This is a genomic window from Pseudoalteromonas sp. MSK9-3, from assembly GCF_003590335.1.
Classification (GTDB): Bacteria; Pseudomonadota; Gammaproteobacteria; order Enterobacterales; family Alteromonadaceae; genus Pseudoalteromonas.
Map to the genome: position 1 here is coordinate 146,685 of NZ_MIET01000042.1, position 25,217 is coordinate 171,901.

General features: G+C 41.1%; 22 protein-coding genes. 17 read left to right on the forward strand and 5 right to left on the reverse strand.

Features of this window, described 5'->3' with window-relative positions:
* Positions 1 to 44: 44 nt before the first annotated feature.
* On the forward strand, positions 45 to 215 hold the full coding sequence (locus BGP78_RS22710; protein ID WP_169727616.1) for a hypothetical protein: 171 nt from the start codon (positions 45 to 47) through the stop codon (positions 213 to 215).
* A gap of 148 nt (positions 216 to 363) precedes the next feature.
* Here the strand turns inward: BGP78_RS22710 and BGP78_RS18405 are convergent, their stop codons facing one another.
* Positions 364 to 990: an arylesterase gene (locus tag BGP78_RS18405; RefSeq protein WP_119862754.1), complete on the reverse strand. Its 627-nt coding sequence runs from the start codon at positions 988 to 990 to the stop codon at positions 364 to 366.
* On the opposite strand from BGP78_RS18405, the gene BGP78_RS18410 reads away from it, so the two are divergent.
* From BGP78_RS18410 to BGP78_RS18450, 9 genes are all read left to right on the forward strand, one after another.
* Positions 989 to 1,702, forward strand: coding sequence for an ABC transporter ATP-binding protein (locus tag BGP78_RS18410; RefSeq protein WP_119862755.1), 714 nt, complete (start codon positions 989 to 991; stop codon positions 1,700 to 1,702). The two genes, BGP78_RS18405 and BGP78_RS18410, sit on opposite strands and share 2 nt — an antisense overlap.
* A complete protein-coding gene (locus BGP78_RS18415) occupies positions 1,692 to 4,193 on the forward strand; it encodes an ABC transporter permease (protein ID WP_119862756.1) in 2,502 nt (833 codons plus the stop codon). Before BGP78_RS18410 ends, BGP78_RS18415 begins: the two co-directional genes overlap by 11 nt.
* A gap of 334 nt (positions 4,194 to 4,527) precedes the next feature.
* Positions 4,528 to 5,718 carry a porin gene (locus tag BGP78_RS18420; protein ID WP_119862757.1) on the forward strand — a complete coding sequence of 397 codons (1,191 nt, stop codon included), beginning with the start codon at positions 4,528 to 4,530 and terminating at the stop codon, positions 5,716 to 5,718.
* A 10-nt stretch (positions 5,719 to 5,728) separates the two neighbouring features.
* On the forward strand, positions 5,729 to 6,133 hold the full coding sequence (locus BGP78_RS18425; protein WP_119862758.1) for a phosphate ABC transporter substrate-binding protein: 405 nt from the start codon (positions 5,729 to 5,731) through the stop codon (positions 6,131 to 6,133).
* 126 nt (positions 6,134 to 6,259) lie between these two features.
* Positions 6,260 to 6,715, forward strand: a complete 456-nt coding sequence (locus BGP78_RS18430; protein ID WP_119862759.1) for a GNAT family N-acetyltransferase — start codon at positions 6,260 to 6,262, stop codon at positions 6,713 to 6,715.
* Positions 6,716 to 6,957: 242 nt separating this feature from the next.
* The gene (locus BGP78_RS18435; protein WP_182912327.1) at positions 6,958 to 7,905 is read left to right on the forward strand and encodes a helix-turn-helix transcriptional regulator; all 948 of its coding nucleotides are present in this window, start codon (positions 6,958 to 6,960) and stop codon (positions 7,903 to 7,905) included.
* Positions 7,906 to 7,999: 94 nt separating this feature from the next.
* Positions 8,000 to 9,619 carry an FAD-dependent oxidoreductase gene (locus BGP78_RS18440; RefSeq protein ID WP_182912328.1) on the forward strand — a complete coding sequence of 540 codons (1,620 nt, stop codon included), beginning with the start codon at positions 8,000 to 8,002 and terminating at the stop codon, positions 9,617 to 9,619.
* 97 nt (positions 9,620 to 9,716) lie between these two features.
* Positions 9,717 to 10,760 carry a PLP-dependent cysteine synthase family protein gene (locus BGP78_RS18445; RefSeq protein ID WP_119862762.1) on the forward strand — a complete coding sequence of 348 codons (1,044 nt, stop codon included), beginning with the start codon at positions 9,717 to 9,719 and terminating at the stop codon, positions 10,758 to 10,760.
* A 113-nt stretch (positions 10,761 to 10,873) separates the two neighbouring features.
* Positions 10,874 to 12,313: an EAL domain-containing protein gene (locus tag BGP78_RS18450; protein WP_119862763.1), complete on the forward strand. Its 1,440-nt coding sequence runs from the start codon at positions 10,874 to 10,876 to the stop codon at positions 12,311 to 12,313.
* 163 nt (positions 12,314 to 12,476) lie between these two features.
* Here the strand turns inward: BGP78_RS18450 and BGP78_RS18460 are convergent, their stop codons facing one another.
* Positions 12,477 to 13,394: a bile acid:sodium symporter family protein gene (locus BGP78_RS18460; RefSeq protein WP_119862764.1), complete on the reverse strand. Its 918-nt coding sequence runs from the start codon at positions 13,392 to 13,394 to the stop codon at positions 12,477 to 12,479.
* A gap of 925 nt (positions 13,395 to 14,319) precedes the next feature.
* Here BGP78_RS18460 and BGP78_RS18465 point away from each other — a divergent pair.
* The 4 genes from BGP78_RS18465 (at position 14,320) to BGP78_RS23070 (ending at position 20,641) form a co-directional block, all read left to right on the forward strand.
* Positions 14,320 to 17,457, forward strand: a complete 3,138-nt coding sequence (locus BGP78_RS18465; protein WP_259386379.1) for a M43 family zinc metalloprotease — start codon at positions 14,320 to 14,322, stop codon at positions 17,455 to 17,457.
* A gap of 240 nt (positions 17,458 to 17,697) precedes the next feature.
* Positions 17,698 to 19,824, forward strand: a complete 2,127-nt coding sequence (locus tag BGP78_RS18470) for a S8 family serine peptidase (RefSeq protein WP_119862766.1) — start codon at positions 17,698 to 17,700, stop codon at positions 19,822 to 19,824.
* 404 nt (positions 19,825 to 20,228) lie between these two features.
* Positions 20,229 to 20,456, forward strand: a complete 228-nt coding sequence (locus BGP78_RS23065) for an ACT domain-containing protein (RefSeq protein WP_404936056.1) — start codon at positions 20,229 to 20,231, stop codon at positions 20,454 to 20,456.
* The gene (locus BGP78_RS23070) at positions 20,456 to 20,641 is read left to right on the forward strand and encodes an ACT domain-containing protein (RefSeq protein ID WP_404936058.1); all 186 of its coding nucleotides are present in this window, start codon (positions 20,456 to 20,458) and stop codon (positions 20,639 to 20,641) included. Before BGP78_RS23065 ends, BGP78_RS23070 begins: the two co-directional genes overlap by 1 nt.
* Before the next feature lie 2 nt (positions 20,642 to 20,643).
* On the opposite strand, the gene BGP78_RS18480 is transcribed toward BGP78_RS23070, so the two are convergent.
* Entirely contained in the window at positions 20,644 to 21,315 is a 672-nt protein-coding gene (locus tag BGP78_RS18480) for a helix-turn-helix transcriptional regulator (protein ID WP_119862767.1), read from the reverse strand.
* Positions 21,316 to 21,492: 177 nt separating this feature from the next.
* Here BGP78_RS18480 and BGP78_RS18485 point away from each other — a divergent pair, with 177 nt between their 5' ends.
* Entirely contained in the window at positions 21,493 to 22,137 is a 645-nt protein-coding gene (locus tag BGP78_RS18485; protein ID WP_147386097.1) for a DUF6058 family natural product biosynthesis protein, read from the forward strand.
* Positions 22,138 to 22,225: 88 nt separating this feature from the next.
* On the opposite strand, the gene BGP78_RS18490 is transcribed toward BGP78_RS18485, so the two are convergent.
* Positions 22,226 to 22,996, reverse strand: a complete 771-nt coding sequence (locus tag BGP78_RS18490; RefSeq protein ID WP_119862769.1) for a hypothetical protein — start codon at positions 22,994 to 22,996, stop codon at positions 22,226 to 22,228.
* Between the two features lie 185 nt (positions 22,997 to 23,181).
* Here BGP78_RS18490 and BGP78_RS18495 point away from each other — a divergent pair, with 185 nt between their 5' ends.
* Entirely contained in the window at positions 23,182 to 23,406 is a 225-nt protein-coding gene (locus BGP78_RS18495; protein WP_119862770.1) for a DUF6500 family protein, read from the forward strand.
* A gap of 92 nt (positions 23,407 to 23,498) precedes the next feature.
* Here BGP78_RS18495 and BGP78_RS18500 read toward each other — a convergent pair whose 3' ends face one another.
* The gene (locus BGP78_RS18500) at positions 23,499 to 24,377 is read right to left on the reverse strand and encodes a LysR family transcriptional regulator (RefSeq protein WP_119862771.1); all 879 of its coding nucleotides are present in this window, start codon (positions 24,375 to 24,377) and stop codon (positions 23,499 to 23,501) included.
* Between the two features lie 140 nt (positions 24,378 to 24,517).
* Between BGP78_RS18500 and BGP78_RS18505 the strand changes: the two genes are divergently transcribed.
* Positions 24,518 to 25,171, forward strand: a complete 654-nt coding sequence (locus BGP78_RS18505) for an FMN-dependent NADH-azoreductase (RefSeq protein WP_119862772.1) — start codon at positions 24,518 to 24,520, stop codon at positions 25,169 to 25,171.
* The last annotated feature ends 46 nt before the right edge of the window (positions 25,172 to 25,217 follow it).

Here is a 25,217-nt window from a genome sequence, read left to right on the forward strand (position 1 = left end):
CGTTCAGCATATTGAGGCTGAACACATATTATTGTGAGTTTTCTATGTCATATGAATACAATGGATCGATGATCCAAATTGCACATCCGGTGCAGTCTATTTCTGTTAATAAAAGTACGGTTGTTTATGCGGACAAAACAGGAATGAAAAATACACGGTTTGCCTCAACGGGCGATGCACGTAGCTTTATTAAATGGCTAACAGCTAAAAGCTAATCAGCTTTTAGCGTGAGTAAGCGCAAAGCATTCAAACCATCTAACCTAGTTTGATAGGCTTTGCGTTTATAATACCCTACGTTAAAATCTCCCTGTCACCTTAACCTTCCTTATTACTTTAAATTTTCCTACAGCTTTACATTTCCCATCATTTTATACTTTTCAACCATTTATCTATTTCTATATCCATAAAATCTCGGATTATCGGCTGAGCCTTGGCATTAGGGTGTAAATTGTCGTTTTGCATGAGTGTTTTATCAACTGCCACCTCGGTCATAAAGTAAGGCATAAAGTAAGCCCCCGTCTGTTTAGCAACGCTATGATAGCTATTGGTGAACATTGAAGTATATCTAGGCCCTAAATTTGGTGGTATTTGGATTTCCATCAGTGCGACTGTCGCACCAGCTTGCGTACTTTTTTTGACGAGTTCAGTCAGGTGCTTTTTCAGCAGCTTGATAGGAAACCCGCGAATACCGTCGTTACCGCCCAGTTCGATTAATACATGGCTTGGCTGGTGAACTTGTAACCAAGTGTCAATTTTTAATAATGCATTGTCGGTTGTCTGTCCACTGATAGCGGTATTAATTATTTCGATCGGTTTTTTTTCTTCAACGTATTTATTTTGTAACAAATTAACCCATGATTGGTCTTGTTTAAGGCCATACCCAGCACTTAAGCTGTCACCAATGAGCATTATTCTGTCTTTCGCAGTGCTAGTAAATGGCAAAAGCAGTAAGATACTAATAACCAATAGATTTAGGAACAAACGAGTCATGTCAGTACTTTCTCAATTAAATGTAATTCAGGTCGAAGGATTAACCAAACGAGTGAGTACCCTCGAAGGGGACCTTACTATCCTTAGCGAAATTAATTTTTCTGTCAAGTCAGGAGAGTCGGTTGCTATTGTGGGTGCGTCAGGTTCGGGTAAGTCTACTTTACTGAGTCTACTGGCTGGGCTAGATGTTGCAACTGAGGGCGAGATCCACCTTGATGGCGACGCACTGAGTAAACTGGATGAAGAGCAGCGCGCGTGTATTCGAGCTGAAAAGGTGGGATTTGTATTTCAGTCATTTATGTTGGTGCAAAGTTTGACCGCACTGGAAAATGTAATGTTGCCTGCTGAATTGGCGGGCGATAAAAATGCGAAAGAGCAAGCTATTGGGCTTTTAGAGAAGGTTGGTTTGTCGCATCGGTTGGCGCATTATCCTTCTCAGCTATCTGGAGGGGAGCAGCAGCGAGTTGCTATCGCACGCGCTTTTATAGGGTCTCCTAAGATATTGTTTGCTGATGAGCCTTCTGCCAACTTAGACAGTAAAAATGGCCATTTAATAGAGCGTTTACTTTTTGACTTAAATAAACAAAATGGGACAACGCTGATTTTGGTGACACACGATGAACAGCTAGCGCAGCAATGTGAAAGAATCATTCATATTGAAGGTGGCAAACTAGAGCTGATCAGCGAAGGGAGTGCGATTAATGTGGGTTAAGTTAGCGTTTAGGTTGTTTGCACGCGAGTTTCGCCGTGGTGAGCTGACTATCATTTTTGCAGCGATAGCATTAGCGGTCTTAACGGTATTTAGTTTATCGTCTGTTACAGAGCGTATCGGACTGAATATTGAGAAAAAAACCAGTGATTTTATTGCTGCTGATAGGCGTTTATCGAGTAATCATGAATTTACAGAAAACTATCTTGATATTGCAAATCAGGAAGGGCTAGAAACGGCATCACTGTTGTTCTTTGACTCCATGTTATTTGCTAATGATGAATTGGTCTTGGGTTCAATTAAGGCGGTAAGTGAAAAGTACCCATTACGTGGCATGGTAACAATAAAGGACAATTTAGAAGGTTTACCTTATGAGGTACGAGGTGGGCCACAAGGGGGAGCAATATGGTTAAGCGAAGGGCTTTTTTATACCCTTAATGTCCAGGTCGGCGATACCGTTGAATTAGGTGCAGGGCAGTTTAAGGTGAGTAAAGTGCTTGTTAATGAGCCTGATGCACCTTTCTTTTCTCTTGCGGGTAACAAGCGGGTCTTACTTAATTACGCAGATGTCTCGAGTACACAGGCAGTGCAAGCCGGAAGCAGAGTATTTCACAGGCTCTTATTTGCAGGTACTGAGCAGCAACTTTCTGATTACTATACGTGGCTGAAACCGCAACTAAAAGAAAACCAAAACTGGGAAGGTATTAAAGATAGGCAGTCGCCACTAGGTGAAAATTTAGTACGGGCCGAGCGATTTTTGTTATTGGCTGGCTTGTTTGGCATTATGCTCGCGGCTGTCGCGATGGCAGTGTCGGCAAAACGCTACTGTGAACGACAGTATGATCCGGTTGCAATGATGAAAACGCTGGGTGGCAGTCGGCAAGTGATCCGTAATATTTTTCTTATGCACCTAGGCTTAGTGACTGGTGTGTCAATTGTTATCGGGCTAGGGCTTGGTTTTATATTACAGCATATCGGCGCTAGCTATCTGGCTCAGTTTATGGGCACTGAGTTACCTGAAGCGGGCGTGAAACCTTGGTTGTTGTCAGCATTCATTGGCGTCGTGTGTGCTCTGATGTTTTCATTAAAACCCCTTTTAGACTTGTTTGATATTCCTCCTTTGCGTGTGTTGCGCCGAAACTTAGGGGATAGATTGGCCGTAAGCAAAATACATATGGTATCTTCGTTGCTTACTATATTTGCGTTAATGTGGTTATTTAGTGGTCAAATAATACTGACGTTGATTTTATTTGGGTCAACTTTAGTTGTGATTGGGGTGTTATTTGCGGTTTCTCGTGCGCTTTTCTCATTCGGCCGTAAGTTAGGTTTAAGTCCCGGGTCTAGTTGGTCTTTGGCAATTGCTACATTACAAAAACGCGCGAATGCGAATGCAATTCAGCTGATAAGCTTTGCGTTGGCGATAAAGCTTATGTTGTTTTTGGTGGTACTTAAAAATGACATGATCTCTGACTGGGAAATGCAAGTGCCTGAAGATGCGCCTAATGCATTCTTTATTAATATTCCAGAGCAAGATATTAAACCTATCACCACATTTTTTGACGCTAACAATATCACACATGAAGCATTTTACCCGGTGTTTAATGCGCGCGTTAATGCCGTTAATGGTGAGGAGTTAGCGCGTCGTCTCTCTAAACAAGAAGGCGAGGAGCAGGATGAAAACGCCAGAGAAGGCGTTAATCGAGAACCAAATTTAACGTGGCTAGATGAAGTGCCTGAAGGCAATGCAATAGTAGATGGTCAATGGTTTAGTGGTGGTGACGAAATAGAGGTTTCAGTATTTGAAGGCTGGCAAGAGGTGCTTGATTTAGAATTGGGAGATACCATTTCATTTTTAGCGAACGAGCAGCGATTTGATGCCAAGGTAACGAGTTTTCGCAGCGTCGATTGGGGCACTTTAAAACCTAATTTTGTGATGATATTAAGCCCTAATATGGCAGGAAAGATCCCAGTTACGTATTTCAGCGCTGCGAAGTTAGAGCGTGAGCACAATAAAGGCATTAGTCAGTTATTGCAGCGTCACCCAACGGTGAGCATGATTGATATTAAAAGTAGATTGGAGCAAGCACAGTCAATTATTGCACAGGTGTCGCTCGCAATTGGTTTTGTGTTATCGATAGTCTTAGTAAGTGGTGCACTTGTGCTGATCTCACAAGTACAGGCAAGCCTTGCCGAACGAATGCAAGAAGTTGTCATCCTGCGTACACTCGGCGCTAAAGGACGGTTGATTAAACTTGCTACGCTCTATGAGTTTATTTTACTGGGTGCTATTGCTGGCTTTGTGGCTGCGCTTGTGAGTGATGTTGCTTTACTTGTTATTCAACAACAACTGTTTGATGTCGAGGGTAGGCTTCATTTATATGTGTGGATACTTGGACCTGTTAGCGGGGCTCTGTTTGTCGCCAGTATAGGTTATTTTATGGTGGCTAATACGATGAGACAAAACACCCAGGGGCTACTTAGAAAGTTGAGCTGATCATACTCACCTCATATTAATGCTTAAGGCCACACAATTGTGGCCTTTTTCATTAATTTAATTGGGCTTTTATACAGTCATTCATAGAGGCTCTGAACACAAACGTATCTTATGTCAGGACTAGTTTTACAGCATTACGCAGGCCTCTATATTGAGGTGTTACGGGAGTGTTAGCCATGCAAACCCATAATGTTAATGCCGCGGTATAGTCTGACGCCTTTAAAGTTCCTATATCGCTTACAAATCAAGTTGTTAAATAAACCGATGACACATATTTTTACGACTATACTCAGACTGGATCCGATATATAAAATATAACATATGGAATAATGCGATGAATAAAAAATTACTCTCTGTGGTCGTGGGATTAGCGTGTATGAGTTCCAGCGCACACGCTGAAATTAGGATCAACGGTTTTGCTTCGATCGTTGCCGGTCAAACGCTTGATGATAACACCAGTTTATATGGCTATGATGATGATATTTCGTATAAAAATGAAAGTATGTTTGCATTGCAATTGTCATCTGATTTACAGGATGGGCTCAGTGCCACGGCTCAAATTGTGGCTCGTGGTAATGAAGATTTTGATGCAGAGTTTGAATGGGCGTATGTGAGTTATCAAATCAATGATGACTTGAAAGTGAGTGGCGGAAAAATGCGTATACCCTTTTATCGTTATTCAGACTTTTTAGATGTTGGGTATGCATATCGTTGGGTACGTCCACCTCAATCGGTCTATAACTTTGCTTTTTCTACATATGAAGGGCTTAATTTATTACATAACACCACATTAGGCGATTGGGACTCTACGATGCAAGTCATTTATGGGTCGTTTTCAGGAAAAGTGCCGTCTGCTGCGGGAGCGACTCCAGAGCAAATTGAACTCAACGACCTCATGGGTGTTAATTGGACGGTCAGTCATGACTGGTTTAGTGCCCGAGCCGCTTACATTGTGGCTGATACGACAATAAATGCGTCAAGTATCGCAGGACTCACTGCCGCATTGAACGGATACGGGTTAACTCAACAGGCAAATAATTTATTGGTTGATGAGGATGACGGCTCTTTCTTTGGCGTTGGTTTTTCTGTTGATTACGATAATTTCTTATTTGATGCTGAATACACACAGATTGAAGTTACGGATAGTTTATTACCGGATCAAACCCAATATTATGCCTCTGTTGGTTATAGGTTAAATGACTGGACAGTACATCTAACCTATGAAAATAACGATGACGAGCATGATTCAAATCGGCTAAATACAGTACCAGTTTCTATTGCTGGCCCTAATAATACAGTCGTGCCAGTATCATTAGACCCGACAAACACAAATGCGCCTTTATTAAAAGATCTGACTAATCAAGTATATTTAGGGGCTAAACAAGAAAGTAGTACTGTCACAGTGGGGGCTCGGTATGATTTTCATCCGTCTGCAGCCTTTAAAATTGATCTTAGTCGGTTTAACGACGACATAACAGATCAAGATATTGATGTATTGGCAGTTGCAATTGACCTTGTCTTTTAAGGAGTTGATGATGAAAAAACTAGTTTCTATCTGTTTGTTGTGTGTCTCAGCTTACACCAGTGCTGAGGTTGCGGTAATTGTTAATCCAAATAATAATAATACGTTAGATAAAGGCATGATTTCAAAAATATATCTTGGAAAAACAAAATCATATGCTGATGGTGGCAAAATAAAAGCGGTTGGTCAAAAAGGCACTGCTGTGGCAAAGGCGTTTACGCAAAATGTCGTTGGCAAATCTAGCAGTCAGTTTAAAGCCTATTGGTCTAAGTTGATTTTTACAGGAAAAGGCACCCCGCCAGATCCGCTGAGTAGCGATCAAGCTGTGATAGACTTTGTTGCGAGTAACCCACTGGGTATTGGCTATATAGACAGCGCCAAAGTAACTGATGCCGTAAAAGTCATTGGTAAGTTTTAAAGACCATTGTCATCCTACATAATATAGATAAAAAAGCACCTTTAGGTGCTTTTTTTGTGAGGTGTATTCTTGGTTAAAAAATGGTACATTCGAATGTGTATTTAAATAGGAACAAATAGGTGTGGAATGATTGTCAGAGCTGCGAAAGAGGCTGATTTATTACGATTAGAAGAGCTAGAACAAGCTGTTATTACTGCTGAACGACCATTTAATAGCACGCTTAAAGTTGAGGGGGCCAAATATTATGATTTACCAACCTTAATTGCGAGCGATGAGAGTTTGTTGTTGGTTGTTGAGTTAGAAGGTGAATTAATCTCGACAGGTTATGTTCAGATACGAGCGTCAAAACAGTCTTTAAATCATGATAAACATGGATATTTAGGGTTTATGTATGTTGAACCTGAACATCGAGGCAAGGGAATAAATAAAGTGGTTATTGAGCACTTGATTGAGTGGGCAAAAGCTGAGGGTATTCATGACTTTTATTTAGATGTGTACGCGGAAAACGGTGCTGCCATGAGTGCTTATAAAAAATTGGGTTTTGAGAATACGTTGGTGGAAATGGCAGTTCACATAAATTGATAACGTCAAGTTAGCTAGAGTTTTAATGAGAAGCAGAGACTAAAGATGGATGTATTCAACTGCGATATAGATGTAGAGTAAATGTTACTTTTTAATGGAGTGAGACATTTATGCAAGGTGCTGGGACTGAGCTATTTAAAGCACTTTATATAGCATGTATTGCTATTGGGGCTTTTCTTTTTTTATTACTGTTATCTAAACAGCATAGGTCTAGGCCTGGTAACAAAATACTGGCTGTTTTTATGCTTTTTTTGCAAATCCCAACTCTTAGTGCATATTGTCAGTTGGCCTTAAAGGAAATCCCATTTTTATTATTAGCGGCGAGTCAGTGTTTGATTTTGGTTTATGGGCCAATTACATATTTGCTTTTATGCACAGTATTTAAGCCAGAGAAAATTAACCGTTTAATTTATCTACATTTTTTACCTTTTATTGTTATTTATGCGTTAAAGTTTTCTTTTAGTCCTGAGTATACGGTATATGCATGGTTTCCATTTGTGGGGTTAGTTCTTTTATACTTGTGTATTAATACTGTGATCTTAGTGCAAGAAAGGCAGCAATTGACAACGTTGCATCAGCAGTATGGAAACACCGCATTTTATTGGTTCATCTTTATTGTTGCGGGGATCGGTGCTCTGACATTATACGATATAGTCATTATTTCACTGTATTTGAAAGGCGTTTATTTATCGCCTGCATGGTGGTATTCAATGACTTTAGCGTTATGTGGTTACTTGTTGATGGCCAGTGCTTTCTCCATTTGGCGGCCAGAGATATTCTATAATATAAGATGCAAAAAGCATTTAAATAACAAAGTTAAAACGCTAAAATTACAGGCAAGTGTAGCATCTGAGTTAACACAAAAAATTCATGAGACTCTTCAAGAGTATGAACTCTTTAAAGATAATGAATTGACATTATTAAAGCTGGCTAAGGCGGTTGGCGTATCTAGTCATTTGCTATCTGAGGTGTTAAATGTACATATGAAAACGAGTTTTTATGAATTGTTGAATCATTATCGCCTTACATCTGCACTCGATATGCTAGAGAATAAGCCACAGAGCTTATCTATTATCGATATTGCTTTTTCAGCAGGATTCAACAATAAAAATACATTTTATCGGGTATTCAAAGAAAGAACGGGCGTAACTCCATCGACGTACCTGAGTAATACTCAAAGGGCAGTATAAATAAAATTAAATGTGTCATTTTTTATCTAAAATGACGCTTTTTCTGAATTTTGATCATATTTTTTACTTGTTTATCAAACAACAAGGAAAAATAATGACAAATAAAAACACACTCAATGCGCGCAGAGCATTTTTAAAATCATCTCTTGGGGCTGGGGCTTTAATAAGTACGGCCCCCTTGGGGCTTGCTTTTGCGAGTTCGTCAACACAGGAGGAGTTGGAAGGTTACACTCCCTCTTACGTATTGCCAAATGATCCCAGATACACCGCTTTTTTGACGGGGTCTAATTACCGTTTTACCTCTGCACCAGATTGGGTATCGGTGTGCTCTAGTGCTCATGAAGTCTATATTGCCGCAAGGAAAGCTGTGTCTGATAACAAGCGGATCACTGTGCGTGCTGGTGGTCATTGCTACGAAGGGTTTGTTGATAATGATCAGGGTAATATCATTGATTTAGGTAATATGGATAAAGTTTATAAGCAAGGAGCGCATTATGTTGTAGAGGCTGGCGCACGTTTAGGGAATACATATGAAACCCTCTTGAAAGAATGGGGGGTTACACTGCCTGGCGGATCTTGCTTTAATGTGGCTGTAGGTGGTCATATTAGTGGAGGCGGGTTTGGTGCATTATCACGAAAATATGGCTTAACCGTGGACTATTTAGTCGGGGTTGAAATTATTACCTTTGCTGAATATGGGGGGCAAGCAAACTACCCCCGAAGTTATTTTTTAGGGGAAAGTAAACAAGCTGACGATATTGTTTGGGCACACCAAGGAGGTGGAGGAGGAAACATGGGGATCGTCACCAAGTATTTCTTTAAAGATCTCCCGCCGGTGCCTGCTATGATGAGCATTCAGCAGCTGTCTGTACCGTGGTCAGTGTTAGATCATGCGAGCTTTACTTCATTGTTACAAAGATATTCACAATTCTTTGTCGATAATAATAATGTAAGTAGCCAGTACAATGGTTTACATGCATCGTTGACGTTGAACAATAAAACGGGACCTAGCAGCACATTGGATTTAACGGTGACGTACGCAGGTGACACACCTGCGCTAATTGATGACTTTATTAATGCCGTGTTTGATGCGCCTCAATTAGAAGCCGCAGAAATTAGTTTTTCTCCACAACGAGAAGCAGGGCCTAGTTTAGTTCCGAGTTCGGTAGAGCGCCCGCAGCCACTAGGCAGTTATTTAACGCTTCCTTGGTGGGTAGCAACAACCATCGGCGGTGGTGGAGCGGGGGGAGCAAGGGCTAAGTACAAATCAGCATATATGAATGATGTGTTTCCAGTCGCTCAAATTAATACCTTGTGGGAATTGTTGACTTCAGATGCATTTATAAACCCCGCAGCAGCTGTACAAGTTTCATCATATGGAGGGAGAATTAATGCAGTGGGTAAAAATGACACGGCAGTGTCACATCGTCAGTCGAGTTTAAAGTTACAATACCAAGCCTACTGGTTTTCACCGTTTCAAGATGCGTATAATATACAGTGGATGCAGCAGTTTTACACTAAGATGTATGGTCCCAATGGCCCTGAATCAGATGGTGTGATGGACGGCTGTTATGTTAACTACCCAGATGTTGATTTACCTAATTGGCAAACGCTGTATTATAAAGATAACTACCCAAGGTTACAGCGTATTAAAACCCAGCTTGATCCTCATAATCGCTTGTACCACGCTCAATCCATTGAGTTATTGAGCTAGTATTTTAAGGGATAATTCACGAAGAGTTTTTGCACTGGCATCAAAAAGATGCCAGTCTTGGTTTAAGTGCTACCATGAGCTAAACAGGAGCTAAGCGATGAACCGAGCGTGGATAAACTGGGCAATTAAAACGATTGAAGCGGATTATACACGGTCTGCCGACACACACCTTATTCGGTTAGACTTGAAAAGCCACCCGAATATTTTAGTGTATTTAAAAGATGAAAGTACACACCCTACAGGATCATTAAAACATCGTTTAGCGCGTTCGCTTTTTTTATATGCACTGTGTAATGGTAAAATTCACCAAAACACCCCCATCATCGAGTCTTCTTCTGGCAGCACCGCCGTGTCAGAAGCTTACTTCGCTAAATTACTCGGTTTACCTTTTATTGCTGTCGTGCCCAAATCGACCGCACAAGAAAAGATTAAACAAATTGAATTTTATAATGGCCAATGTCATTTAGTTGAGCAAACAGATCAAATTTATGCCGAGTCGAGAGCGTTAGCTGCAAAAGTGAATGGCTTTTATATGGATCAATTTACCTTTGCAGAACGCGCGACCGATTGGCGTGGCAATAACAACATTGCTGAAAGTATTTTTAAACAAATGGCCGATGAACCATTTACTGTGCCAAAGTGGATTGTAATGAGCCCGGGGACGGGTGGTACGTCAGCGACTTTAGGGCGATATATTCGTTTCCAGCAATATGACACACAGTTGCTGGTTGTTGATCCAGAGCATTCAGTATTTTATGACTATTATAAAAGCAAAAATACAGCGCTTACCCATCATTGCGGCAGTAAAATTGAGGGGATCGGTCGACCAAGAGTTGAGCCTTCTTTTATCCCCGGTGTTGTGGATGACATGTTGAAGGTACCAGATCAGGCGAGCATAGCTGCAATGCATTGGTTAAACGCACAATTAGGACGCAAGGTTGGTCCTTCATCGGGGACTAATATTTGGGGGGTGCTGAATCTCATTGACCGTATGCAGCAAGCAGGTGAAACAGGGGCTATTGTGTCTTTGATCTGTGATAGTGGCGAACGCTACTTGAATACGTATTATGATGAACAGTGGGTGGCAAGCTCAATTGGCGGTTTTAGTCACCATAATGCGTATTTAAAGCGGTTCTTTTAACATTACCGATACAGTATTGGGTAAACTCCTAGCGTGTTTCCCCAATGGCTACATATTTTATCCACTTTTATGGCGTCTAATAAGAAAAATTTTTTATGTAGATAGACACTATAATGGATAATCTTGTTTTAGCGCTTGCGGTGGGTGTGGCAGTGATCAGCATCATCGCTTTAGTGCGTGTCAATCAGTTGCGTAAAGGCGATTTAAAAACATTACGAGATATTAAAGAAGCGAAATCAGCGCTAAGTAAAAAAGTTTTTTATCATGGTGACAGTGATATTCCAAATTATCGCCAATTCATGCAAAAGTTATTAAAAGTCGAGCGTAAATTTACCCGTTACCATATATCACTGATTAAATTAGGAAAACAGCCGGTTTTTGATGATGTAGAAGAGCATTTAGACTCTTTATCTGAGCTGTTTAACACGATCAGCAAATCTTGTGAGCCGTTTGCCTTGGCCTTGTATGATTCTGAGTACATTTTAATGGCTTATGTAACCCAAGGTAGTGGCGCTAATGCACAAGAAGCTGCTGAAAAGCAATTGGAGATACTGGCAAAATTACCCGACCAAGTCTCAATTAGCAATACTCAAGTTCCGATTGATTATGCGATATCTTCATTGAGTTTAACCGGCTATTCAGCGATTTATGGTATGGATAAAGTACAGCGTCGATTAGCTTACTCAATGGAGCATGCTTTAGAAAGCGACAACGGGGTGTTTTTTCACAATGAACAACTTTATAAAGCTGAAATGTATAAAAAGCATGTGCTTCGTAAACTCACCAGCAGTATTTCGTTTAACCCAGATGATTTTTATTTGGTATTTCAGCCAATATACATCCCCCATGACCTAGATAGGCCAAAGCGTTATGAAGCACTGATCCGTTGGAAAAATAACCGAAATTTAGGACCAAAAACGTTTATTCCTATGCTTAAAAGTCAGCCAGGCTTGCAAGAAGGCATGACCGAAATTGTCTTGAATCAAGTGTTTTCATTACTCAAAGTGCAATTAGAAACAAAAAAACACCTAACACCAATTCATATTAATATTACAAAACAAGAGTTAAACACTGAACATTTATTTAGTCACCTTAAGCAACTACTTAAAGGCGCGCCGTCAATTGCGAGTTTTATTATTTTTGAAGTTGAGCAAAATGAAGCGTTAGCAGACAGTGAATACATAAAAAGTAATATGCGAAAAATTATTAACTTAGGATGTAAATTCTCTATTGATAACTTTGCTAATGATAAAAAAAGTTATCAGCTGTTGTCCAATGGGTATTATAAAACTATCAAGGTTGATAAGTCTTATATTGGGGAAATTCGCGATAGACGCGCCACGTCTGAGTCTCTTGAGCAAATAATGTCAACCGCCCTGCGTGCAAAATTAACCGTGGTGGTTGAGGGGGTTGAAAATCAATATCAATTGGAATACGTTAAAAACTTCGAAAATGCGATGTTGCAAGGCTATTATATAAGTGCACCGTTGAGTGCTCATGACTACTTATCATTAGAAGGTAAGCGGTCACTTTCAGTGAACGCATTACAATAGTTATTCTAGTGATCGGTTATGTGACGTTTATGCCGCACACGACTAGGTCGTTTTAATGATAACGGCGCTGTAAGTGTTTTTTGCGAAGTACTTTTGTATTGTAAGTCCTTCAAAAAAGTAAGACAGGATGCTGGCACATTGTCTTACTTTTGGTGACGTGGTCCTATTTGTCGTGAGTGGTCTTTGTTCTTTGCCAATAACTTGCCAATACAGAGCCACTTACGTTATGCCATATTGAAAAGAGTGAACCCGCTACAGCTGCGCTGGGCGTGAAAAACTTCATTGCCAGTGCCACTGCTAACCCTGAATTTTGCATGCCCACCTCAAAAGCAATAGTGCGGCAAACCTGCTCACTACACCCCAGTCGCTTAGGTATAAAATAGCCCAACAATAGGCCTATGCCATTATGCAGCATTACAGCGAGCATAATAATGAAACCAATCGTTTCTAGCTTAGCCTGATTGAGTGCCACTACAATTGCAATAATAAAAACAATGGCGAACATTGATAGTAAAGGTAATATGGTTAAGCTTTTTGTGATCAGCTTATTGCAGTACATGTTTAATAGTACACCCAAGGTGACGGGTAGCAATACAATTTTAAGTAGGCTCAAGAGCATGCTTGTGATAGGAATATCGACCAGCGCGCCAATGAGGAGTGACGTTAAGATAGGTGTGAGCGCAACTCCTATCAGTGTGCTAATTGCTGTCATAGTAATAGACAGAGCAACATCACCCTTGGCAAGATAGCATAAAACGTTACTGGCTGTGCCACCAGCCACAGTCCCTACCAATACCATGCCAATGAGTGACTGTGTATCAAAACTCATCCCTTTAGCCAATAAAAATGCCAAAAGAGGCATCACAGAGAACTGCAATAAAACACCAATAAAAATGGCTTTTTTGTTCTGTGCAGCACGAGCAAAGTCTTTAGGTGCTAATGTCAGTCCCATGGTGAGCATGATCACCATTAACAGGGGAACAATCATACTTTTTAGGTCAACAAAGTAAGTTGGAAAGACAAACGCGATTGTTGAAAATAAAAGTGCCCAGATAGGGAATAGTTGCACAGTAATAGCCATATAAATGTAAGTAGGTTTATAAGTGATGGTTGAATACTATCTTGAATGCTGGGGTTTTACTAATTGAACTATCACGTCAATGGTCAAGCCGGTGGATTGAATTGAGGGGTGGCGGTGCAAATATGAATACGACATTGACTGTCGAGTGAATATGGCACTCCAGAGAACAAGAAGCCATTACTAACATAGTTAACCTCAGCTCTGGATAAGCGAATTTGCCCAATAAAGCTATTTTTCTCACTCTCGGCGCTACTTTCATTTGTAATAGCCCGCTATTACTGCATAAAAGCGCCTTGATATTGAGCGAAATATCATCATTGGATTGTAGTTAAGTTTGTTTTCAAAACATTTTCTATTCCAAAACCCTTATCCAAACCTGAGGTTAGTTATGTAAAGCCATCTTTCCTCAGAGCTCAGTTCAGTTAAAGAGTGACGCCTTTTAATGGTAACTGAATGATTAAAATACTTTTGATATTAAAGACACCGTTAAATTCTTCTTGGCTTAAGAGTATTACTTGCCTGTGTCTGTATTGTCGCTTTTGTTATTTATTTTTGACTTTTAGCATGCCTATATTCTCGGTATAAATGTCAATAAAAGTTCATTTTAAAATAGATAGAATGTAAAAATATAAATTATATTGTATACAAATCGCACTTTGTGTTGTAGCTTAAAAAATAAGTAAGTGGCCATGTATGGTCGCTGCTTTGGTTGTTTTTTGTTTTTGAGATGTACTTTTTTTCGTCAGGGTTAGAAAGTAAAAACATAAGAATAAACTGTTGAAATAACAATATTGTTGCCAATAAAGGCACTCATACAACATGTAAAGTTACTCACAGGAGAAAAATGATGCTATTTAATTTTAAGGGTTTATGCAGCCTTAGTAGACAAAATATACATGGGCATAATTATAAAAAAAGCTACCTTATGATGTTACTAGCAGGCATGTCGTCGGCTTGCGCTTTTGCTGGTGAAGTCGCAGAGTCTAAGTCGTTTAAAAATCAAATGATGCCGTTACAAAGCAGTGTGTCAGCTGAATCTGGGTTATTCAATAAAGCGAGCTCAGGGCAGATCTGTGGTACCGACACGAATTTGCAAAACTGGGACTTATTGCAAAAAGAGAATGCACGTGAAGCATTACTCCCGAGCAGTCTGACAAGTCAAATACAGCAACGTATGGCACAAGTATCAGATGACGCTGCACTCAATGGTAATGGCGTAGCCGGACGTTACTACATTCCTGTTGTGGTGCATGTTTACGGCGATAGATACAATTGCGAGACTGGCACCTACTGTTTAACTGAGCAAAAAATCATTGAGGGTTTAAATAAAACCAATGAAGACTTTAGAGGGTTGATCACGGATGATGGCCCCATTTCAGCCCAGTTTCAGGCAATTCGTGAAAACCTAGATATTGAATTTGTATTAGCAAAAAAAGACCCCAGCGGCAATGTTACGAATGGTATCGTGCGTCATGCTGAAAAGGCAGGCTACGGTGATGGCGAGAAGGCCGATGCACAAATAGCCGCAGATGCATGGGATAACTTTAAATACATGAACATTTACATCCAGCATGACTTATATGCCGATGGTAAAACAAATAACTCAGGGGTTGCGTGGTACCCACAAGTGAGTATGTCTGATGCGGGTTTAGCGCGGGTGGTATATAACGGCGATTATGTAGGCGCAAATACCAATGAAAACTTCCGTTCAGTACTTACGCATGAATTTGGTCATTGGCTAAATTTACCGCATACATTCGATGGTGAGATCTGTACGGTCCATTCACAAGCTTTTTGCAGTGCAACGGGAGATGGCTCGTGCGACACACCACAAATGAGCAGCAGTATATTACAAAATAATGCACAAAACTGTTTAGGTGAAGCTACCAATACAGAGAACTTCATGCATTACTCCGATAATTATGCCATGTATACCCAAGATCAAGTTAAACGCATGACTGCGGCATTACACAGTGCAGCCCGTGCAACACTTTGGTCAAATAACAACTTGATTGCAGTTGGCTTAGAGGAACTAACAAGTAACGCTGATCACCCGTGGGATGGCATAGGCGGTAACCCAAAACCACAAGGTACAACGATTAAAACGTTTAATAATATATCAGCGCAAAAAGGTGAAGTAGATAACTTTGAAATGACCGTGCCTGCGGGGACTGAAGCGGTTGCATTTTACCTTGACGGATATGACGAAGATCCTGACATGTATGTCTCCAAAGGCACTGTGCCAACTAAAACTGGCGATAATTGGAATGCCGATTTTATCTCGTTTAGAAGTGCCGGTTCGCCTGAGTTAGTGACGGTTTCTTCTCCTTCAAGTACAGAGGTTTATCATGCAGCAGTCGATGCGTTTTCCTCTTATTCGAATGCCACATTAAGTGTCATTAGCGCCCAAGACAGCACATTATGTAATGGTTGTGAGCGAGTGTTTTTAACTGAGGTAAAAGATTTGGCATCGGCCAAAGGTGCACCGGTAAAAACTTATCAGTATCAAATCCCCACAAATGCAGTGCGCACGGTTGCCGTTATACCCGGCGGTTACCAAGGCGATCCCGATGCATACATGAGTATGAATGCGACACCAGATAAAACCACCTATGACTGTGGGCCGTTTAGTGCGCCGCGTTTAAGTGAATACTGTGAGTTTGGTGCAGGGGGCGGTACGCTTAATATTATGATTGACCCATTTTTAGAATATAGCGGTGCTTCATTGGTGGTCTACTACGAGCGCCAAGCTGGTTCGGGTTTGCCAGTTGCAAAAGCGAATGGCGATTACTCAGCGCTGATTGGTCAAGATATTTCGTTTAGCAGCGCAGGGTCAAATGATACTGATGGCTCAATCACGTCATACTTATGGGCGTTTGGTGATGGAGCAACATCGACGCTTGCGGATCCAACACATAACTACCAATCAGCGGGTAACTATAATGCGTCGCTACAGGTGACTGATAATGACGGCAACACTGCAACCGACTCTGCCAATGTGATGGTGAGTGCCAGCAATCAAGCGCCAGTGGCGAATGCCAATGGGCCTTACGCGGTGGAGCTTGGTGAAGCGATTACGTTCAGCAGTGCAGGCTCATCTGATCCTGATGGTACAATTACCGCCTATGCATGGGCGTTTGGTGATGGACAAACAAGCACCAGTGCAAACCCAATCCACACTTATACAGCAGCTGGCAACTATAGCACCACTTTGACTGTGACTGATAATTTAGGACTGACAAACGCCTCAACTGCACAAGTGACAGTGAGTGAGTCAAGTTATTGCGAAGCGTCTGGTAATACACGCTATGAGTGGATTGCCAATGTACAATCTGGCAGCTTTACGAACCCGTCCCAAGGGGTTGGTTACCAAGACTTTACCAGTAAAGTCATTGAGCTGACCGAAGGTAATAATACGCTGACATTAACGCCTGGTGGCACTTACACTGAGCATTGGACTGCATGGTTAGATAGTAACAATGATGGTACGTTCAGTGAGAATGAAAAAGTACTTACAGGCGCGTCTGGTAAAGGCGCTGTCAGCGGCCAATTGACGGTACCTGCTGGATTAGTCGGTCAATCTTTAAGACTACGCGTTGCAATGAAATATAGCAGCGCAGCAAACAGTGCGTGCGGCAATATTGGTGATGGTGAAGTGGAAGATTATACCGTATTGGTTAAAACTGGAGGTACAACTCCACCAGTGACAGTAGTACCAAACGCGTGTTTGACACAATCGCCTATCACGGGTGGGCGGTTAGAAGCGGGCACTGCTAGTTGTTTAGGTGGTAATGGTACGCTTTGGTTAAGCCTTGCTGACGTTTCGGCTGCACAGAGCGTTGCAATTACCACTGCACATGGCCAAGGTAACTTAGAAGTATTCTACAAAAATGGCGGTTGGCCAAGTGAGTCAGACTATGATGCGACATCAAACAGTGGCACACACACTGAGTGCATCTATGTTCCGGCAGGCACTCAGCACTGGTCATATTTAAAAATTAATGGCGATGCGACGAACACCAGTATTATCGTTGACTTTGATACTGCAAGTTGCCGCCAATAGGCATAAGTTTTATTTCCCCCGTGTTAAAGCAGCGCATTAAGCGCTGCTTTTTTGTTGCAATGAACCAACGTTATTAAATGTGATATTTTTTGTCTATCGCAGCCTTGTCAGGGTTTTATGTAATATTTTTATTGATGAGTGTTATTTTTGCGTGTTTCTTCTGTTTGATTTTATTAGCGAAGTATATGGCGAAAAAAGCCTAGTACTAAAATATAGATAAAATATGACGAAGGAAGTCTGATGAAAAATAAACTCGCCCTTTTAACGTGTGCAGTATCGGCTGCTCTTGTATTTCAAGCCAGCGCGACGACAGACCGCGACTATGACAATCGATGGATTGATTTAAAGTACGATCCGCTAGTGCAGTATCAATGGAATTTGTTGAATAATGGAACTCGAGCTGGAACCGTTGCTGGGGTAGACTTGAACTTATGGCAAACCCATATTTGGGGCCATTTAGGTCAAGATGTTAAAGTTGCGGTTATTGATAGCGGGGTTGAGTTATCTCACCCTGATTTAGCTGACAATGTGATCATTGACCCCAATACCAATGAAGATGTATCAGGGTCTCATGGCACTATGGTAGGCGGCATTATTGCGGCTGTTATGAATGATATAGGGGCTCGAGGCGTTGCACCAAGTGCGAAAATCATTTCATATTCAAATTTTGGCGGTGCAGTAGATAGCCACGCACAGTGGAAGGTCAGTCATGGTGATGATGGTGATATCAACGCACACACTATTACAGATGAAATTCGAGTATTTAACCAAAGTTACGGTGTAAGTCAGGCAATCAGTATTCCCTATGAATACGCTCAAACAATATCAACCGCTTCTGGTGAGCAAGTACTATTGATTGATCAAGCTGATCGTATGCGAGTTTTAGAGCAAGTTTCTACCAGTAATATTTTAGATCCACGAGAAGCCACATTTGTGAAATCTGCAGGGAATGGTTATACCGGCTCTCGTGTACATGCTTTAGGTGCTAACGGGCTTATTCAAAAGGGATATAGCACTCCGGGTGATAATAATTTTGGTTTACCGTGGCACAACTCTAATGTCGACTTTGAACAAGCTAACTACTGGAATCTGACTGTAAGTGCACTAAATGCAGATGGTAAGCTTTCTTCGTACTCTTCAGTGGGCAGCAATGTGTTTTTGACTGCACCAGGTGGAAATGATCAAGGGACACCGGGGCATGTTACGCCTACGTTAACTTGTGAGTTACTTGAGCTTAGAGGGGAGTTAGACACAAATACCTTTAATCGCATCGCGTGTGCCAATATTGATGCAATTGATACGTTATACGTCATATCAGAAAAATACCGAGCGCTCTACGGTAAAGACTTTATGTTGTTAGCGCATTTGCAGGAAAGTGATACTCAGGTTTCAGTGCAAGATAAGCAAGCAATTTCAGCTTCTTTTGGTGCCAATACGAACGACTTAGCTTTCTTAGTCTTTTTGCAAATTCGTAACCCAACAATTTCTATTGTGGGCTATATGGCAAGTCGTGCTGAGTATAGCTATAGCATGAATGGTACATCATCAGCTGCGCCGAATACGTCGGGTGCTATTGCGCTGATGCTTTCTGCAGCAGAGCAGCAAAATCATGACTTATCTGCCCGTGATATCCGCCATTTACTTGCAAGAACAGCGACTAAGATAGACCCAAATTATCAAGATATTTTAGTCGGTGATGTAGTAGGATTAGAAGGCTGGTCACAAAATAATGCGCAAGAAAGCGTGAGTTATTCTCCTTATTATGGGTTCGGTTTAGTTGACGTAGATAAAGCTGTGGAGCTTATTCGTCGTCACGCAATCACAGATTTACCGTCTGAATTAATCATGACGCCTTGGCATGGTATCGATAGTCAAAAAAATATTGCTATTTCAGATGATGCGCAAACGGTGACTGACACGGTATCAATTGATGAGGATTTATTTGTTGAAGCTGTTCAAGTTCGTCTAGATATTGACCACACGCGAATTTCAGATTTGAAGATTGAGCTTGAATCACCCAGTGGGACTCGCAGCATCTTAATGTCACCATATAATAATTTAGTTGGTCGAGCTATTTCCAAATATCAAGGTGTTGATGTGACAAAAGATGCTTTATATAACGGGTACAATGATCACTTGATGCTAAGTTATAAATTCTGGAATGAAAAATCTAACGCCATGAATGGTGAATGGAAGCTTCATATTACAGATATCAGTAATACAGATCGTAACTTCGTTTTGAACCAAACTAATGGTCCTACAGTGACAATTAACAATGAAAATAATGCCGATGCTGGCACATTGAAAGGGTGGTCGTTACGTGTAATTGGTCATAAAGAAAAGGTAACAAAAAAGAAATCTCAGTAAACGACTTTTTGGGTAATACCTGAAAAGAGATAAATATCTATTATGGGTCAACCAAAGACGTTGGCCCATTTTCGTTTAGTTATAAGCTTATTCCTGACTTTCGACTTTAAAGGTGTAACCATCTTCGTCATTGCTATTTTATGAATACTCGATTATGTGGTGTGTGATTTAAGAGGAGTGTTTGATATAGTCATTAAATCAGAATAAAAATGTGTTTAGCTTGAAGTGAGGACGACCTCACCGCTCTATTTTCGCAGGGAACGGCCCCAATATTGAATAGAGTGTTAATGTCGCCAGCGTGATAGTTTTTTCATACCTTCATTACCTCTCTATTTTTGGGTCTTTTAACGGCCTATGGCTTTAAGACTGTCTTAATATAAATAATAAACCTTTGAGGATAAATAATGTCTGGTGAAACTGATTTAGCGAAATTAATTGCTACAATGGAGCCTGTGTTAGCGAGTGAGCGCTATATATTTGCGACTTTAGAAAATTGGGATTATACACGTTTGGCTCAGTTAACGCCGTTGAGTACTTTTCAGGAAAATGAGGGCTTAACGGCGGTATTAACACAGGCAAAAGCCGATGAGTTTGGCATTGTGTATGCGGGGGTTTTAAGTGTATTACTTTGATGGTGCATTCAAGTCTCGATGCGGTTGGATTAACAGCGGCCGTGTCAGCAAAGCTTACGCAAGTTAATGTCAGTGCTAATGTGATTGCGGCGTATTATCATGACCATGTGTTTGTTGCTGAGCATGATGGCGAAAAAGCGTTAACGGCTTTACAAGCTTTGGTGCGAGAAGGCATTGCAAAGTGATGCTATACAATGGCATAGCAGTTAAAAAAAGCTCGCTTGCCACGAGGGCTAAAATGAATGGCTCGGGTAACGAGGTCGCGCTCAGCCCATCCTTTTTGTAGTGCATCATTGAGTATCCATTGGCCAAGTGTGCCAGCTAAGTGACTGCGCCGTTCACTCCAATCAAGGCAAGGCCTGCATATGGGCCTTGATTTGGTTGTTATTGTGGTCAGATCCGCGCCTAAGGAGATGAAAAAACGTTCGCCGGCTGGCGAGAGTGTGCAATGATCAATATTATCAAGAATAAATCCTTGTTTTAACAGTGAGTCATATAGTGCCACCGCAACTTCTCCTGCCATATGGTCATAACACACGCGTGACACTTTTAAACTGGGGTCGTTTGGTCCTGTTTTAATACTGCTCATGTTGTGGCTTAACACCATTAAGTTTTCTAGCAGTCGCGCAATGTGCTCTCCTGCAAGTTGAAAATACTTGTGTCTCCCTTGTTTGCGTACCACTAATAGCTCTTTCTCTAGTAGCTTAGCGAGGTGATTGCTGGCTGTTTGTGCTGTTATATCAGCTTCAAGGGCAAGCTCAGTGGCTGTGAGTGCTCTACCACCAAGTAATGCCGTGAGCATTTTTGCCCGTGAGGGGTCGGCTATCATGGCTGCTAAAGAGGCTATATCAGGTTCCATCGTTAACTCATGGTAATATTTTTCAGTACCTTAACCAAATACTCTCTTAAATCCTAGTGCTATTTTAACTTGGAGACGCAGCATCAAAATTGTGGCCGTTGCTTCGATGGTAAGCGAAGTGTGACGGGTGTATTACGTGTACGATGTTTGCATATTTTGTTATATACGGGTGCGAGTATGGAAAACACTATTGAAGAAATTGTGGCGCTGGGAAAGTATTTGCAAAGTAACTTTTTATCTCAAGCACAGCTGATTGAGCAATCGAATATATCAGAGACTGCCTTCGATAAGCTACTCGAACAAGGTGCGGTCCCTAAGCCCTCATACCTATTGGATTTTTCGTTAAGCTGCCACTCTTACTTTGGTGAGCATACGGTACCAAATACACAATGCACCTACTATGCGCAGGGCTGTGTACAGTGGATCACTGATATCCGAGCGCTCTCAAATGAACAAACGATTTACGCGCATTTTAAGGTATGCTTTTTGCGTGAGTATGAGGCGCTAAAAATACAGGGATATGTACGCAATGATGCAGGCAAAAACATGATGCTAGATAGCTATATTAACGAGCAGTTTCATTATTTTATAGCGGGAACATATGGCTTGTGCACACGAACTGGACGAGTAACCGAAATTGTAAGAAAAGAAGTCGCTATGCATACTATACAGTACTTATCTGGCATAGGTAAGTTAACCGAGGGTGAGATGATAACACTGCAACGCGCGATTGACTTACTGGATGAAGCAAGTGCTTACTTTGCGCCACATGAATATGCAGCAAGCTCAAGAGCTAAATATATTGATGCGTTACGCAGTTGAACTTACGCTACTTCTGTATGGCTAAAGAGGCTTTATTTTCAGATTCAGTGACTTTTAAGGGGCTATAGTGCACCGAATTAAACGCGGACTATACCTTGAATATATTTTTAACGTTGTGCAAAAAATGTGGCGCGATAGTTGTGAACGTCTTGCTCTGATTTATGGCGTGTTGGCTTAGGTTAAACGTTGACGATTTATGTGCACGGATCACAATATTTTTATAATGATGAAATTCGATGATATCAATGGCGCTAAAATGAGGGCGAATGGTCTTGAGTAACATGATCAACCCATGCTCAGAATATGGGTTGAAGTTAAAGAGGATTTGTCCATTGGGCACAAGCATTTGGGTGATCTTTTCCCAAAGTGGTGCTTGCTGTAAGAAATCATTCTCATACTGTGTGTGCACAATGTCTAACACAATAACATTGAACTGCGAGTGCGTGGTGTTGATATAATGCTTTGCGCATTCAGTGTGTAAGCTGTTGGCGCTGAAATTAAAGTGCTTCTTGGCACAATGGCTCACTGCGTCACTCAATTCAACGGTGACGCAATCTTGTATGGTTACTTTTTGTTTGTTGTTTAAATATTGTAGCCCCCGCTCAATGGCGGCAGTCCCCAAGCCTAAATTGAGCAAACTATAACCGGACTGCTCAGTCAATAAAAAGAGCATTAATGCTTGGCTTATGGGTGACACAACTTGCTCGGGGTGGGTTAAAGACATCACGCCTTGAATAATCTTGTCTGAAAAGGTCAACCATCGATAGTCGCTGTTTTCGTATACAAACAAAGTGTCATTTGGTGCGATTATTTCATCGATTAAATAGTCAGCGTGAGAATCTTTTTCTAAGTGGTGCATGGTTAGCTGGATAGTAATAACAATAAGGTCTGTAATGAGTATAAAAGTATTTGCGCTGTTTTAATACTGTGGGCATCAAGTTAAAAGGGAGGCGTGATCACATTCCCGCCTGTTAATAACAGCTGACAGTGATAATATACGGCTTATTTATCATCAGTAGTAATATATAAGGGGATCGAGTCAGTATGCGTGCGGTATTAAGACAAAAAATCATTCAAGTATGTAATAAAAAAATAGCACAGAAAGGCGAAGGGGTTGGCGTCTCATTTTATGCTTTTTTTGCCAATAAGAATGACGACCCTGACTCTTTAATGGAAGCGGCTACTTGGTGGATCCAAACCCATCGGCTTGACCATTTTGAAAAAGCTAAACGCATTATCGCATTAGTAAATTCAGAAAAAGCCCAGTGATATGCGCTCCGTTATATTGGCTGATTAAACTCAGCCTCAAGGTAACAGTCTTAACTTTGCAATGATTTTACTGAGCTTGTGTGATGCCACGCTCACGATGTGCTCTCAGATTGCATCGCCTTTTTCATCCATTCACTAAAATAGCGTGCAGCATGATTATTTTTTGCGTGGCGTGATAGTCGTAAAGAATAGCTATACCCTGTGACTTTGGGTAAATTTTCCATTGGGAGTAACCAGTGCTGCTGCACTGTGGTGCTACTTAAAATATTACTCAATAACCCTATGCCTTGACCTGCCAGTGTTGCCTGCAATACATAATGTTCTTGAGTAAAGCTGGTGATCTTAAAATCATTTTTATTAAAGTGAGCTTGCCACGGTATATTGGCAAGGCCTGGGGTCTCTTGCCACTGTGTTACAAACAGTGTTTGGTTTGTTTGCGAATGGGTATTTACAGCATTGGCCGCGCAATAAACTTGCAAGTATTCAGTGGCTAAGTAGATCTCGTCACTTTCAGCGCAGGGTCGATTACCATAGCGAATAGCCACATCGATTTGCCGCGTTTGAGTAATATCAATGAGTTGATCATTGGCACAGATCTCTATCTGAATATTAGGGTGTTGTTGATAAAATTCAGGTAAACGGGGTGCTAACCACAATGTGGCGAATGAGGTACAGCAAGACACTCTGACGAGGTTGTTGGGTGTTGTTAATTCGCTTAGCGTACTATGCAATTGTGCAAATATGCTCAATGCTGTTTTTGCTAACTTCTCTCCTTCTTCGGTTAACGTAATAGCCCTTACCTTTCTTTCAAATAACGTGACACCGAGGTGATCTTCTAGATTTTTTATCTGGTGTGATATTGCAGTTGGGGTGACATTTAAGGCTTCAGCGGCTTGTTTAAAGCTCCCGTACTGTGCTGCTGCGGCGAATGCTTTTAAATTATTTAAAGAAGGGAGTTGCCTAAACTGCATAATATTAAACACCTGTGTTTGTCTATTTTATAGATAAGTATATCTCATCTATTGGGTGGTTTTTATCGTTTGTGGAAAAAATTGATTAGAGAAATAATATAGGTCAAATAGTTAACCTCAAAGAGCAAAGGGATAAAATAATGACGTGCATTTTAAAAATCGATAGCAGCGTACGGACATACACAAGTGATACAGCGAAGCACCAGTCAGTTTCACGGCAATTAGCGCATAATTTTATGACTGAATACCTAGTGGAAAACCCTGATAGCATTATAATTAATAGAGACTTATCATTAACGCCACCTCCTTTTATTGATCAAGCATGGCTGGCAGCAAGTTTTGCTAAAGAAGACATCACAGAGAAGGAACACAGCGTATTACAGGTCTCAGATACTTTGATAGCTGAAGTAGTAAAGGCTGACCTTATTGTGATGTCTGCGCCGATGTATAATTATGGCATGCCGGCAGTTCTTAAAGCTTGGTTTGACCAAGTAATACGGGTGAATAAAACTTTTTCATTTGATGCCAGCTTAGGTGATAACGCACTACAACCATTATTATCTGGTAAGACGATGGTCTTGCTTACTTCTTGCGGTGAGCATAGCTTTGCAGCAGGACAAGCTCGCTCACATATGAATCATCTAGGCCCACATATAAAAATGTTAAGCCGCTATTTGGGCGTAGAGGATTTTTACGAAGTAGGATCAGAATATCAAGAGTTTACAGATGAACGTCACACAAACTCTGTGCAAGATGCACAACAAAAAATAGCGAGTCTTGTAGCAAAATTATAGGATGGAGCATCGCTTTAATTTTTAAAAGCCAATACGGGCACAGTGT

Excerpts from the sequence above, each read along its gene's own strand:
- BGP78_RS22710 (WP_169727616.1), top strand. The coding sequence starts at position 45 with ATGTCATATGAATACAATGGATCGATGATCCAAATTGCACATCCGGTG.
- BGP78_RS18410 (WP_119862755.1), top strand. The coding sequence starts at position 989 with ATGTCAGTACTTTCTCAATTAAATGTAATTCAGGTCGAAGGATTAACC.
- BGP78_RS18405 (WP_119862754.1), bottom strand. The coding sequence starts at position 990 with ATGACTCGTTTGTTCCTAAATCTATTGGTTATTAGTATCTTACTGCTT.
- BGP78_RS18415 (WP_119862756.1), top strand. The coding sequence starts at position 1,692 with ATGTGGGTTAAGTTAGCGTTTAGGTTGTTTGCACGCGAGTTTCGCCGT.
- BGP78_RS18420 (WP_119862757.1), top strand. The coding sequence starts at position 4,528 with ATGAATAAAAAATTACTCTCTGTGGTCGTGGGATTAGCGTGTATGAGT.
- BGP78_RS18425 (WP_119862758.1), top strand. The coding sequence starts at position 5,729 with ATGAAAAAACTAGTTTCTATCTGTTTGTTGTGTGTCTCAGCTTACACC.
- BGP78_RS18430 (WP_119862759.1), top strand. The coding sequence starts at position 6,260 with ATGATTGTCAGAGCTGCGAAAGAGGCTGATTTATTACGATTAGAAGAG.
- BGP78_RS18435 (WP_182912327.1), top strand. The coding sequence starts at position 6,958 with ATGCTTTTTTTGCAAATCCCAACTCTTAGTGCATATTGTCAGTTGGCC.
- BGP78_RS18440 (WP_182912328.1), top strand. The coding sequence starts at position 8,000 with ATGACAAATAAAAACACACTCAATGCGCGCAGAGCATTTTTAAAATCA.
- BGP78_RS18445 (WP_119862762.1), top strand. The coding sequence starts at position 9,717 with ATGAACCGAGCGTGGATAAACTGGGCAATTAAAACGATTGAAGCGGAT.
- BGP78_RS18450 (WP_119862763.1), top strand. The coding sequence starts at position 10,874 with ATGGATAATCTTGTTTTAGCGCTTGCGGTGGGTGTGGCAGTGATCAGC.
- BGP78_RS18460 (WP_119862764.1), bottom strand. The coding sequence starts at position 13,394 with ATGGCTATTACTGTGCAACTATTCCCTATCTGGGCACTTTTATTTTCA.
- BGP78_RS18465 (WP_259386379.1), top strand. The coding sequence starts at position 14,320 with ATGATGTTACTAGCAGGCATGTCGTCGGCTTGCGCTTTTGCTGGTGAA.
- BGP78_RS18470 (WP_119862766.1), top strand. The coding sequence starts at position 17,698 with ATGAAAAATAAACTCGCCCTTTTAACGTGTGCAGTATCGGCTGCTCTT.
- BGP78_RS23065 (WP_404936056.1), top strand. The coding sequence starts at position 20,229 with ATGTCTGGTGAAACTGATTTAGCGAAATTAATTGCTACAATGGAGCCT.
- BGP78_RS23070 (WP_404936058.1), top strand. The coding sequence starts at position 20,456 with ATGGTGCATTCAAGTCTCGATGCGGTTGGATTAACAGCGGCCGTGTCA.
- BGP78_RS18480 (WP_119862767.1), bottom strand. The coding sequence starts at position 21,315 with ATGGAACCTGATATAGCCTCTTTAGCAGCCATGATAGCCGACCCCTCA.
- BGP78_RS18485 (WP_147386097.1), top strand. The coding sequence starts at position 21,493 with ATGGAAAACACTATTGAAGAAATTGTGGCGCTGGGAAAGTATTTGCAA.
- BGP78_RS18490 (WP_119862769.1), bottom strand. The coding sequence starts at position 22,996 with ATGCACCACTTAGAAAAAGATTCTCACGCTGACTATTTAATCGATGAA.
- BGP78_RS18495 (WP_119862770.1), top strand. The coding sequence starts at position 23,182 with ATGCGTGCGGTATTAAGACAAAAAATCATTCAAGTATGTAATAAAAAA.
- BGP78_RS18500 (WP_119862771.1), bottom strand. The coding sequence starts at position 24,377 with ATGCAGTTTAGGCAACTCCCTTCTTTAAATAATTTAAAAGCATTCGCC.
- BGP78_RS18505 (WP_119862772.1), top strand. The coding sequence starts at position 24,518 with ATGACGTGCATTTTAAAAATCGATAGCAGCGTACGGACATACACAAGT.